This is a genomic window from Polyangiaceae bacterium (assembly GCA_020633235.1).
GTDB lineage: Bacteria > Myxococcota_A > Polyangia > Polyangiales > Polyangiaceae > JACKEA01.
Genome location: JACKEA010000001.1, coordinates 2356800 through 2369251 on the forward strand (window position 1 = coordinate 2356800; position 12452 = coordinate 2369251).

Annotated in this window: 10 protein-coding genes; 6 read left to right on the top strand and 4 right to left on the bottom strand. The window is 66.0% G+C overall.

The features are described 5' to 3' along the window. Position 1 precedes the first annotated feature (1 nt). The 4 genes from H6717_10410 (at position 2) to H6717_10425 (ending at position 6102) form a co-directional block, all read left to right on the top strand. Positions 2 to 730 carry a hypothetical protein gene (locus H6717_10410; GenBank protein MCB9577422.1) on the top strand — a complete coding sequence of 243 codons (729 nt, stop codon included), beginning with the start codon at positions 2 to 4 and terminating at the stop codon, positions 728 to 730. 97 nt (positions 731 to 827) lie between these two features. After that, complete coding sequence (locus H6717_10415; GenBank protein MCB9577423.1) at positions 828 to 1727, top strand: hypothetical protein; 900 nt, start codon at positions 828 to 830, stop codon at positions 1725 to 1727. A 64-nt stretch (positions 1728 to 1791) separates the two neighbouring features. Further along, positions 1792 to 2403, top strand: coding sequence for a DUF3578 domain-containing protein (locus H6717_10420; GenBank protein ID MCB9577424.1), 612 nt, complete (start codon positions 1792 to 1794; stop codon positions 2401 to 2403). Between the two features lie 69 nt (positions 2404 to 2472). Then, a complete protein-coding gene (locus H6717_10425; GenBank protein MCB9577425.1) occupies positions 2473 to 6102 on the top strand; it encodes a metallophosphoesterase in 3630 nt (1209 codons plus the stop codon). Between the two features lie 279 nt (positions 6103 to 6381). Here the strand turns inward: H6717_10425 and H6717_10430 are convergent, their stop codons facing one another. Both H6717_10430 and H6717_10435 read right to left on the bottom strand, forming a co-directional pair. Beyond that, entirely contained in the window at positions 6382 to 6639 is a 258-nt protein-coding gene (locus H6717_10430) for a hypothetical protein (protein MCB9577426.1), read from the bottom strand. Positions 6640 to 7759: 1120 nt separating this feature from the next. After that, positions 7760 to 8389 carry a hypothetical protein gene (locus H6717_10435; protein MCB9577427.1) on the bottom strand — a complete coding sequence of 210 codons (630 nt, stop codon included), beginning with the start codon at positions 8387 to 8389 and terminating at the stop codon, positions 7760 to 7762. Positions 8390 to 8408: 19 nt separating this feature from the next. Between H6717_10435 and H6717_10440 the strand changes: the two genes are divergently transcribed. After that, positions 8409 to 8891, top strand: a complete 483-nt coding sequence (locus tag H6717_10440; GenBank protein ID MCB9577428.1) for a hypothetical protein — start codon at positions 8409 to 8411, stop codon at positions 8889 to 8891. A 337-nt stretch (positions 8892 to 9228) separates the two neighbouring features. Here H6717_10440 and H6717_10445 read toward each other — a convergent pair whose 3' ends face one another. Together H6717_10445 and H6717_10450 are read right to left on the bottom strand one after the other, a co-directional pair. Continuing rightward, positions 9229 to 9795, bottom strand: coding sequence for a hypothetical protein (locus tag H6717_10445; GenBank protein MCB9577429.1), 567 nt, complete (start codon positions 9793 to 9795; stop codon positions 9229 to 9231). Positions 9796 to 9893: 98 nt separating this feature from the next. Further along, a complete protein-coding gene (locus H6717_10450) occupies positions 9894 to 10382 on the bottom strand; it encodes a hypothetical protein (protein ID MCB9577430.1) in 489 nt (162 codons plus the stop codon). Here H6717_10450 and H6717_10455 point away from each other — a divergent pair. Then, the gene (locus tag H6717_10455) at positions 10372 to 10545 is read left to right on the top strand and encodes a hypothetical protein (protein ID MCB9577431.1); all 174 of its coding nucleotides are present in this window, start codon (positions 10372 to 10374) and stop codon (positions 10543 to 10545) included. The genes H6717_10450 and H6717_10455 overlap by 11 nt on opposite strands. The last annotated feature ends 1907 nt before the right edge of the window (positions 10546 to 12452 follow it).

A 12452-nucleotide genomic window follows, 5' to 3' on the forward strand; every position in this document is an offset into this window, starting at 1 on the left:
CATGGAAGAAGTGCTAACGAAGGCCGAGGATCGAGACTTGTTGGCGTTCGCCAAGGGTTTTCTTGGCTCATATGGGACGTATGGGTTTCAGTGCCTGAACAAGCGCGATGCCGACTTGTTGTTGTTCTACGCGCTGGAAACCAGCGGCGTGCTCGATTCGCGGAACAGCAACCACGAGGCGGCCCGAATGCTGCGGCTCACGCCTCGGCGGCTTGCTGCGCTGCGACGGGACGCTTGGGCGCGATGGGCGGCTCGGGCAGACGTGCAGAAACACCTCGCCGACACGTTGCGCGCCGCGTTCCAGGTGAAGGCTCTGAAACGGGTCCTGGCGGAGAACTTGAAGAGCTGGAAGGACGATCGCCTGCTGCCCATCCTGCTCGAGCATCCCAGTGGCCACGCCGAGGTCGAGCAGTTTCTGAAGTCGGTTCACAGCATCCCACACTACGCCCGCAACCGCGAGGTGCTGCTCTTGCCGCACGACCAGGTCTTGCCACTTCTCGAAACTGCCAGCGAAGCACTGGACACCAAGCGAGTGCGCGAGATCAAGAAGAGCTTCGCGGCGAGCACCACGTTGCAGGAGTACTTAACCGAGGATATCTCGAGGCTGACTTGGGATCAGACTCGGAGCGTGCTGAACAACACGGTCGGCGCGATGCTCGAAAAGGCCGCCGTGGACGGAGCCGCGAAAGGGATCAGCGCCTTAGTCCTGGGCGTTCTGGGCGCGGGCTGAGGGGTTCGGAGGCGAGGGGACTGTGTCAGCAGAGGACGAAGCACCCATCTCGACTGAAGCTCCATCGCCATCTGTCGTTGCCGAAGAACTGCACGTGGTGCCGCGCGTGGAAGCGCTTGCGTTCGTCGATGCGCTGTTTGGCTCGCCGGAAGAATGGCGCTCGCCGCTCATTCGCTACCGGCTGTCGAGTGACTTCCAGTCCGATTGGAAGGAGGAAGTCGGAAATTGGCTCAAGATGGCAGAACGACTCGGCTTCCTAGAACCGCTGCTCGAGCGACTCCTCAAGCGGACGAAGCGAGGCACGCGCTCCACCGGCGTTGACCCGAACGATCGTCGCCACAACGAGCTGGTTGCCGAGCTGGCCCCCGCGATGGTGGCGTACTACCTGGTCGGCACGGGCTGGAGCTTCAAGAGGTGGGAGCCCATCACCGGCGGCGACACTGACGTGGATTTGGAGCTGGAAGCCCCCGGGGGGCAACCGGCGCACGTCCAGGTGAAGGCGCCGGACCAACCGGGAGTGGTGGCGAACTACCGCAGAGTTGATGGAGAGAACGACCAACGGGTGTTGACCGCGGTTCTCAACGCGGCAGAGCAGCTGCCGCGCACCGGATCGGCGGTCAACCTGATCGCGGTGTGCGCAAATCGGACCTGGCCCGTGTCTGGCGACCCGGGCTTCCTGGTCACCGCGTTGATCGGCTCCACGATTCAATGGGGATCCGTCGTGTCGCTTCCGCGATCAAGGGTTGGGCGCTTCTACGGCGCTGATTGGGCTCACGTCGCCGGAGTCGTCATGCTCGACTACCTACGAGGCATCGACGTCTTCAAGTACCCGTGCACCGTTTTGCTCAATCCCATGGCCATTAGACCGGCCAGCGCGGATTGGTTTCCACGAGCCAGGGTGTGTCAGTTCGACGGCGGTGCGTTTCGGTGGATTCGGGGTGAGCCGGGAGACGCGCACACGTTGCCCGATGGCACGAAGCTGGACGAAGGTGCCTGACGCCCGACAACGGCGAGGCGCCCAACGCTTGATCGGGGTTCGGGTCCAGAGGCATGCTCGGCTCATGGGCGCTCCCGAATCAGCCACCGCGAGGGATCCAATCAGCGCCGGGCTGAGCGAAGTCCTCAAGCAGTACGGCCGCGCGCGTGAGCGCGACCGCTTCAAGGCCCACCCACTCAGGACTGTGATGACGGAGCTCTCGACGGCGATCGGCCGGCTGGAGTGTACGAGTCGGTTGCAGGTTCGCTGGTCGGTCGGCCAGGGCAACTGGGCGACCATTCCTTGGGTCGCGCTCCTGGATCCAGGGGTCACGGACCGCGTCAGCCGCGGCGTGTACGCCATCTTCTTGTTCCGGGCGGATCTGTCGGGCGTGTACCTGACGCTGAACCAGGGCACGACCGAAATGGGCTCAGGCGCCGGGGTGGCTGACGAGCTCAGGGCACGCGCTCACGCACTCCGGGCGGCATGTGGCGCGCTTCCGAAACACGGGTTCTTGCTCGACCACAGCATTGACCTTCGGTCGACCACGGCGATCGCGCGCGGGTACGAGCACGCGACGGTGGCGCACAAGCTGTATGAGGTCGGGAAGGTGCCGCGGGACGGGGTTCTGCAAGACGACATCGCAGTCGTTTGCGACGCATACGGGAGGGTGCGAGGCAGCAATGGCGCCGGGTAGGGCGCTGGGCGAAGCTCGCGCGAGGAATGGGGGCGAGCACGGGCAGCTACGCGGCACGCGGAATCCACCATGAGCACTTTCACCTGGCTCCACCTGACCGACTTTCACCACGGAATGGTGGGGAGCCCGCGTCTTTGGCCAGCGCAGAAGCAGGCGTTTTTTGACGATCTACGGGATCTTGTCCCCAAAGTTGGCGGGGTCGACGCCATCTTCTTCACGGGCGACTTGGTCCAACGCGGCAGCAAGAAAGAGTTCGACGGCTTTTCGTTGGAGCTAGATGGCCTCCGGGCGGTTCTCTCGGAGCTGCGCTGCGACCCAAAGTTCTTCTGCGTTCCTGGAAATCACGACCTGGAACGGCCGCGTCAGGATACTGCCGCGTTGCGTGAGATATGGAATTCCGGTCTTCGGGAAGCCGCGGTCCGGGATGACCTATTCGGTGCCAGCGAAAAGCCCGGCGAACATAGACGCTGCATCACGCAGGCGTTCAAGCAGTACAGCAACTGGTGGCGGAGGGCTGTCCTGTCCGGTCTGGCGAGTGCCCAGACAGGCCGTCTGCCGGGTGACTTCGCGTGCGAGTTGCCGCTTTCTGGACTCTCGATTGGCGTGATCGGACTGAACTCGAGCGCCTTCCAACTGTGGCCCCGCGACTCCGAGCGTCGCTTGGTGCTGGATGTCGCGCAGATGCATGCAGTCTGTGGGGGAGACGCCGCCGCCTGGGCGCGTTTGCGAGACTTCACATTTCTCCTCACCCACCACCCCGTCCCGTGGCTGGCGCACGAGCAGGCAGCACATTTTCACGACGAAATCGGCCCCCACGTGCATGTTCACCTGCACGGCCACCTTCACGTCGGCGATGTTGCTAGCGGCTCTCCGTTTTCAGGACAAGGGCTGTTGTCCCTCCAAGGTCGGTCGCTCTTTGGTCTCGAGAGCTACGAGACTGCCGCTGGAACCAGCGTTGAGCGCACGCATGGCTACGCCATCGGTCGACTCGAAGTTGCGGAGTCCTCAGGGCGCCCGGCGGTACGGCTTTGGCTGCGTTGTGCGACGAGGATCGGTGCCGGTGGTTGGAAATTCGCCCCAGATCCTCGCTTCCCGTTCGACCCGCAGACGGAGGCCACGGAGCCCATCGCAGTGCGCTATCCGCGGTTATCGCGGACTGAACTGCCCAGACTGACACACGCGGTGCCACCGGGATTGCGTGCTCCAGTGCACGTGCGCACTGGTAAGTCGCTGCGCCTAGATCAGGCTGCGTCGCGAATTCTGGAATTGGTGGATCAGGGGGAGCGCATTGTTGCGCTGCGAGGAAGCCCGGGTGACGGGAAAACTCAAGTGCTTCGACAGATCGCAGCAAGCAGAGCGGGATGCTACGTAGAACTCGGCGGTGGCTCAGATCCGAATGCGTCCCTGCGCGAAGCGCTGTCTATCATTGTGGAGAGTTTTGGGGACCCTGCTTGCGATCATCGTTCGTTGCCGGCGATCTGCGCCACGGTTCGAAAGGTGCTCTACAAGCACTTCCGTGCGCCCCTGATTGTACTCGACGCGGTTGACGGGCCCTGCGCGCCCACAACACTTACGGACTTGCTCGATGCCGAGCTCGGCGGCGCGGTGGTCGTCGCTGGACCCGGCGTGCTTGGCGTGCCAGAAATCGAGCTGGAGCCAAGCGGGCCGGCGGAGTTTGAGCAGGCGTTCAGGCGAGCCCTGAACATGAGCGAGCTCCCTTCTGGCGTCCGTGACCGGCTTCGCCTCGTCGGAGAATCAGCAGACTTCAGTCCGCTTCGAGCCGAGGTGGTGGCCGAAGCCGTGCGTGGCGCGCCGGACCTTGAAGCTGCCCTCTCCGAGTACACGCAGGCGGCCGTCCCGCCGCCGGCCGGCAGACTCGCCGAATCCGTCGAGAAAGTGTGGCAACATCTGAGTCCCGATGAGCAAACGCGTGTTGGCCTAGTCGCCGTTCTTGGCGAACCCGGCATTCCAACCAGCTGGCTACCTGCCTCAACCGCGCTTGGCTCGCGGGTGCGTGCGCCGCTACTGCGGGTCAGCGGTGATGCAGGTGTCAATTCGGTTTCAGCACACCGACTCGTAGGCGAGTTTGCTGTGTCGAAGCTGCGCGTCCAGCTTCAGTCAACGGTCGCTGAGTTGCTAGAAAGCTGGGTCCGCGACTACTCGCTCCTGGACGAGCTAAAAGCACGCGGTCCAAGAGCCAGGGCGCTTGTTCGAGGCTTTCGCCTTCTCTCCGATGAAGCCCGAGTAGCGGCGTCAGGCAGGCTGAAGAAGGAATACGTTGATGTAGCTAACGCGCCCACCGAAGAGTTGCTCTGGGCGCACATCTCGTTGGTCGTACCGAACGCGCCTTCCGTCGGGGTCTTGCCGCTCGAAGTGGTCGGCGAACTCGCCGAACAGATACCGCGTTCCGCGTCTGGGACCCTTGGCGAGGTGCGCAGGGCGGCCGAGAGTCGGCTCATTGAATTGGTCAACAGCGGAACCCGCGCGGCTCGGGACGACTCCGAGGAAGCGAACGCGCTGGCGACGGCACTTCATCACGGATGCAAGACCCTAGTCAGGGGAAAGGACGAGCGCGGAATCGAGCTTGCCACCGAGGTCCTAGAGGACCTTGCGGAGCGGTCCGCCGAGCTTCACGCTGCAACCGGCCAGCGACGCTTCGCGATAGAGCTGGCGCAAGTGAGACTTCAGCTTTGCCGTTCGCGGATTCCGAATAGCAGGAAGATGGACTTGCTTCGCGCCAGTCTTGAGGGCCCGCGCGACGTGCTGCCGTCGTACTTGCGGCTGGCGTTGATATCTGCGGCGCTCGAGCTGGCAACGGACGCTCGAACGACGTCATCTGAGGCAATCTCTCTGGTTGTTGACGGTCTCTCTCTCTGTTCGGGTCGCACGCCCATCCACACGCAAGTTGAATTCCTGCGCGTCGCGGCCAATCACTGCGACCGAATTGAGGCAGGCTCGGCCGAGTGGATGGCGCTTGCGGAGAGCGCACAGGGGCTGGTGCCGCTGGTGGTGGTGGAGGAACTCGGGGACCGAGGGGCGTCGTCTCTCGGACATGCGCTTGTGAAGGCTGCAGCACGCGATGCGACACGCGCAGGCGTTGACCTGATTCTGAGCGCGCTTGGCCTATTCGACTTGCTCCTTGAGACGGCAAACGTGCACCTACTCGGCCGTTTGGGCGCGGGGCTGCGGGAGCTCGGCTTCGGGCACGAAGCCATGATGATCGCGCAGGCGATTCACCTGCGTTCCCCGGGCTACTTCGAGACCTTCGAACTCGCGAAAGCGCTTCGGGCCGTCGGCAGACTGCAGGACGCGGTTGCTCTAGTAGAGACAGAACGAGCAGAACAGCCTGACACGCCGAACGGGGACAACAACCGAGCAGCGCTCGGAGATGAGCTGGCGAAGTCGCTGGTACGTATCCCGGAGCGGGCAGGTGATGTCGCCACAATCTTGAAAGAGAACGCCAGGACCTACCGAAAGCGAGGCCTGGAACCCTACGCGACCCGTTGCGAGCGCTGGGCTGAGAATCTCACCGCTGGTCCGCTCCAGGAAGGCGGATTGGCCGAAGACGAATGGCGCGCAAGTACTCGGCACGCGCTCTTGCGCCAGGGTGAGAGGCACGCCGTACTGCGGACAGCCGAACGCGCGCGAACGCGCTTGGCAGCACTTGACGCGGTCCCGACGGTTTCGACTGGTGCGTGAGCGGCTACCCAGGAACTGCTGGCATGCAGCTTGCGGCCATCCAGCAACGATGCACCCTGACCCTCCACTGGTTCCCAAGCTTCCTTGCCCAAACGCCGTCGAACACGACGTCGCTTGCCCCTTTCGCTCGCTCCAGAATCATCGCTCGCATTGCCCGCCCGCTCTTCCCGAAGAACACCCCGGCCTGGTCCGTGGAGATCATCTGGCTCCACTCTTCGCCGTCGGTGAACAGGAGCTTGAACCGCGGTGGTCGGCGCACGGCCCGGGCCTCCGCGCCGCTCACGAGGCACCCCCCTCCATCGACCCGCCGCTGCCCTCCTCGGCCACCGTGGCGCCCGCGGCCGCGATTACGGCGGCCAGCTGCACTGCCCGCAGGACCGCGTGCTGGCCCGCCTCCCTGACGGCCAGGGCCAGCGCCACGGTCTCGTCCGCGAGCACGCCGTCCACGAGTGCCTCCACGTCGTCCCAGGGCACCTGAGCGCCGTTGGCGACCGCCACGAGCACGCGCCGGGCGGCGGGCACGAGATCCCGTCCCACGACCGTCCCATTTGGGCCGCAACCGGCCGAAGAGCTTTCGGAACCGGCCGGCCTGTCACGCCGGAGGCCGCGGGTTCGAGTCCCGTCCGCCCCGCCCAAAAGCCCGCCTCACGGCGGGCTTTTTTGCGTGCGTCCGAGACTCGGAGCTCATGTTCGGATCAGGACGTTTCTCAGCTCGAGCAGAGACGAGCGACGGAAGGATCTGCCGCCGCTGGCGAGTCCCGTCCGCCCCGCCCATGATCGAGGACCCAAACGGGTCCTCTTTCGTTTTGTCGGACGGACTCGGAGCTGATGTTCGGATCAGGACGTTCCTCGGGTCCGGGTGAGGCGAGCGGAGCCGAGAGCTCCGGCGCTGGCGAGTCTCGTCCGCCCCTCGGCCAAATGTCCGCGAGTAGTTCCGGTCGCGTTCACCCCGCACAGCGCGTGGCCAAATGTCCGCGAGTAGTTCCGGTCGCGTTCGCCCCGCACAGCGCGTGGCCAAATGTCTGCGAGTAGTTCCGGTCGCATCCGCCCCGCAGAGCGCGTGGCCAAATGTCCGCGAGTAGAGCGGCCGCAGGCGAGTGGCGTTCCCCCGGCACGGCCCTTGGCCAAATGTCCGCGAGTGTCATCCGCTGCACATCGCGTCGGCCCGTGGCCAAATGTCCGCGAGTAGAGCGGCCGCAGGCGAGTGGCGTTCCCCGGCACGGCCCTTGGCCAAATGTCCGCGAGTAGAGCGGCCGCAGGCGAGCGGCGTCGGCCTCCTTGCGTGTCGATTGGCCGTCGGAGCTCGAGTGCGGAGCCGGACGTTTCTCAGCTCGGAGAGCGGAGGAGCACGCGCGTGGTGCAGGCGAGTCCCGTCGGCCCCGCACGGCCCTTGGCCAAATGTCCGCGAGAAGAGCCGCCGCAGGCGAGTAGAGTTCCTTGGCACGGCCCGTGGCCAAATGTCTGCGAGTGTCATCCGCTGAACAACGCGTCGATCCGTGGCCAAATGTCCGCGAGTGTCGGGTGGCCGCGTTCGACGCGAGGCCAGACGTCCGCGTGGCAGCGGGTGACCGCGTTCGACGCGAGGCCAAACCTCCGCGCCGGGCTCGACGCGACGGGGTTCGCGCCGCACCAACATTCCCATGGACCGGGCGGTCGACTAGGTCCAGCGGACGTCGACCTCGAGCCGTTCGATGCGGTGACCCGCGGTGTCGCCGTCGAAGTGCAGCGCCGCGTCGGTCGTGATGTTCGCGGCGCCGGCGCGCTCGAGGGCGACCCGGGTGTAGATTTGAAACGACGTCTTCAGCCAGAATCCGCATTCGGAGGGGATGCCGCGGATCACGAAGGTGGTGCGACGTTCTTCTCGGGTCTCGATGGACGCGCGTGCGAAGTCGAACATCTGCGCCGCGACCTTGGGCAGGAACGTTACCACGCGAGCCGGGCTCGCGATGCGCAACGCAAAGCGATACACGCCGCCCAGGTCACGCTCGGCTTGATATCGCGTGCGTTGGGCCAGATAGCTCGGAATGTCCGAGCGGCGCGCGGCGGCCTCGGCGCGGATCAGTCGTGGGGCGGGCAGCACGTCGTACCAGCTGGATGGAAGAAACGGCTGGCCAATGAAGTCTCGCAGCTCGGGATCGGCGATCTCCGCGAGCAACGTAGCGAGGCCTCCGGGAACCTCCCTTTCGAAGTCCGCAATGGTCCCTAGATAGAGCACACCCTTCACGCGAAAGAGAGGGGGCGGGACCACGCGCGTTGGGTAGTGCTTGGTGGCAGCGTCATCCAGCACGGCGGCATGTTACCGTTTCGTGACGATGCACTTCGACGGCAGCTTCGACCCTCCCGCTATCGGTACCGCCGGCGTGCCCATCGAGATCTCCGGACCGGGATCCTGCGTCGTGACGGATGCGGGCCTGGTGGTGCGCGGCCGGAAGTCCACGGCGACAGGCGGGGCCTACTGGCTCGTGTTCGCCGCGTTCGTGGTCGGTACGTACGCCGTCAAGGTGATCTTGTGGCCGCCGGACTGGGCCTTCTACCTTTCGCTCGCGGTTGGCGTGACGCTGGTGCTCACCTTTGGTGCTCGCCTTCGCGGACAGCGCAAGCTGGGGGAGGAGACGGAGCTTTGCATCCCGTGGTCGTCGGTGAAGCGATTGGCTCGCGATGGCGAAAAGAGCGACACAGTCGTCGTCGTCGTGCACAAGTTCAAGCCCAAGGGTGGGCTGCACTTCACGCCCCGGGCGGGGGCCGGGGCGTTCATGGCGGCCCTTCGCGAGCACCTGGCCGACGACTGAATCCGTCGCGGGATCCAGGGTAGCACTCCGGACTACTTTGGACCCCGAAGGCTGGCACGCGGGTTGCTGTGTCTTGGGGTCATGCAGCTCTCGAAGTCGAGGGGCCGGGGGGCCGGGATCGACAATCCTCGCAACACGCTGAAACCAACGAAAAACATGCGGAGCCCGCCTGCGTCAGCATCTGACGCAGGTGTGCAATTGATGACGCCGGGCGTTCACATGTGCGCGCCCGGCAACGCCGCGGTCGCCCAAGCAGGAGAACCAAGATGCAGACAAAGCTGATCGCCGTGTTGCTACTTCGCTCTTGACAAGCACGACAGAATTGGTCGTGCGGAGCTCAGTTCACGGTGCAGATGCCGGAGTCTCCGCCCTGGCCGGAGGGCTTGCACGTCGCGAGCTGGGCGGGAAAACCTCCGGTTGCGCAAACGATCGGATTGGCGCAGCCGAGGGTCTTCCATTCTTCCTTCAGCTTGCCGAGCTCGTCGATGGCAGCGGTGTTGGCCCCGTTGACGTTGTCGAGATAACCGCAGGAGTAGACGGTGCGGTCGACCGGGAACTCACAGGTCGATGCGGGGGAAAGGAGAGAGCACGCCTTGGCGTCTTTCAGAGCGGCGTCGTGCTTTTGAATGAGCTCGTCGCACTGTCCAGCGGCGCCGGTCCCGCCGCTGGCTGCCGCGCCCGCGACGCCGGCGGTGCCACCGATGCCCGCGCCCGCGACGCCGGCGGTGCCACCGATGCCCGCGCCCGCGGCGCCTGCAGTACCCGCGCCGCCAACGGCGCCAGTGGCTCCCGTGCCCGCGTCCGAGCCGGCTGTGCCCGCGCTTCCGCCGGTACCATTGGTGGTGTCCGTCGAGCCCCCGCATGCCGACAAAAGGATTGCTGCGACCAGCAGTGCGTTCTTCATGCTGTCTGCAGATTAGCAATCCGTGTGCCTCGTCCGTGGCACAGATTGGCAAGGCGGGCGGAGCGCGAGGTTCCGCGGCGAACCAACACAAGAACCCGTCAGGAGCCTTCGATGCAGTGGCTCGACTTCATCGTGCACGCGGGCGGGGAGTCGAGGATCGGAGGGACGCTATGGGGCGCGCAGGTCACACCAGGCGGGAGCAGGCGAAAGCCTTCGGCGGCCTTGCCGCCGGTAACGGCGACGCGTTCGGGAACCGCCAATTCGCCGCGTGGGACGCGGGCGGATTCCTCCACGAACCAGCCGTCTTGATCGTTGCCACGGGCGAGGGTGCAGCCGGTCCAGGCGTCGCAGACCATCGCGGGGAGGCAGCGGCGCTGCACGGTGACGCTGCCGTTGGTCGTGATGCCGCAGCTTCCGTGGTCGCACACCGCGATCGACCGACCGGCGGGGCAGGCGAGCGGATAGCAGTCGCCGGGTGGGTGCTTGCCGCAATAGCGCTGGAGATCGGCGTGCCACTTGCGCGTGCCGGGCGTGGTTCCGCAGGCGTCACAGCACACGTACTTGCCGGAGGTCTCGATGTGCGCCACGGCGCAGTCGCTGTCTTTGTCGCAGCGGCGATCGATGACGGGGGGCGGCGGCGTGGTGGTGCTTGCGGAGGGCGGCGTGGTGGTGCTTGCGGAGGGCGGCGTGGTGGTGCTTGCGGAGGGCGGCGTGGTGGTGCTTGCGGAGGGCGGCGTGGGGCCGTCGTGATGGCGACACGCGGACACGAGCACCAAGACAAGGCTTGGGATGGAGCTCCAGCGCATGGCTGGAGAACGCTGCATGAGGCAGAACCTTACGGACGCGCCTAGGTATTTCGGTGGTGCCATGCCCTTTCGCCAATCCAGGCAAGCCACGAGGGGACCGAGCTGTCCGATCCTCGCCGCGCGCACACTGAGAGCTGTCGATGGGTGGACGTCAGCGCCGAGGTGCCAAGCTTCCGCCGCGTCTGGTCGACTGGGCGCGTCGCGGACTTCACGGGGGTGGGCGTCGGCCATGGCACTTGGCAAGGCGGCGCGGACATTTGGCCGTTGGCTCTGGGGCCAGTTGGTCGCTGGCGGGGTCTCCTTGCTTGGGTCGATAGCCAACGCGGACATTTGGATGAGGATCGACCTCGAGCCGCGCGGGCCGCACGCGGACATGCGGCTGTGGGTCCCTGGTCGGGGCGTTACATTTGGGCGAGGATGAGAGGCTGGTCCGGGAATGGAGTTGCACCCGCGGACATTTGGCCGAGGATGATGGTCCCCGGTGCAGTCGAGACGCGGTGGCCAGACGCGGTAGCAGGCAGACGCGGTGGCGAGCTTCGGCGGCGAGCCTCGGCGGCGAGCCTCGGTGGCGAGCTTGGTGGTAGCAGGCAGACGCGGTGGCGCGCCTCGGTGGCGAGCTTCGGTGGCGAGCTTGGTGGTAGCAGGCAGCCTCGGTGGCGAGCCTCGGCGGCGAGCCTCGGTAGCAGGCAGCCTGGGTGGCGAGCCTCGGTGGCGAGCCTCGGCGGCGAGCCTCGGTAGCGAGCTTCGGTAGCAGGCACACACGGTGGCCAGACGCGGCAACTGAACGCCGACACTTGGCTGGTCCAGGGGGATCGCGCGCGGACATCTGGCTGCGGCCAGGTCCTGGATATCGGGCTTGCTGTTCCAGGCTGGGGGCGTGCGGGGACAGCTGGCCGCGGCCAGGTCCTGGACATCTGGTTTGCTGTTGCAGGCCGGGGATCGCGCGCGGACATCTGGCCGTGGCCAAGTCCTCGTGGCTGGTCCATGTACGGGGGTATGCGGGCATTTGGCTCCCGCCTGGACCTCCTCGGTGGCAGGCAGACGCGTGGCCCGACGCGGTGGCCAGGCGGTGGTCGAACGCGGTGGTCAGACGCGGTGGTCAGACGCGTGGTCGAACGCGGTGGTCAGACGCGTGATCGAACGCGGTGGTCGAACGCGGTGGTCGAACGCGGTGGTCGAACGCGGTGGCCAGACGCGTGGTCGAACGCGGTGGTCAGACGCGGTGGTCGAACGCGGTGGCCAGACGCGTGGTCGAACGCGGTGGTCGAACGCGGTGGTCAGACGCGGTGGTCAGACGCGGTGGTCAGACGCGGTGGTCGAACGCGGTGGTCAGACGCGGTGGTCGAACGCGGTGGTCAGACGCGTGGTCGAACGCGGTGGTCAGACGCGGTGGTCGAACGCGGTGGCCAGACGCGGACATTTGGCTGGGGCCGGGAGGGGAGTGAGGTACGCAGACAGCCGCGCGAACCGGCGGGTGTCTTGCAACGCGAACCAGTCCTTGCAGGCGCGGACATCTGGCTTGGCGAGGCGGATGCTGGCGCTTGGCCCCGTGAGCCGTTCCTTGCAGGCGCGGACATCTGGCTGTGTGCCATCTTGTTCCGGCGTCGGTGGGTTGTCGCCCCCGCAGCCTAGGCCAAATGTCCGCGCGTCGGGCGCGGGCGCGTGGGCCGCGGACATCTGGCTGTGTGCCATCTTGTTCTGGCGCCGGTGGGTTGTCGCCCCCGCAGCCTAGGCCAAATGTCCGCGCGTCGGGCGCGGGCGCGTGGGCCGCGGACATCTGGCTGCGTGCCATCTTGTTCTGGCGTCGGTGGGTTGTCGCCCCCGCAGCCCAGGCCAAATGTCCGCGCGTCG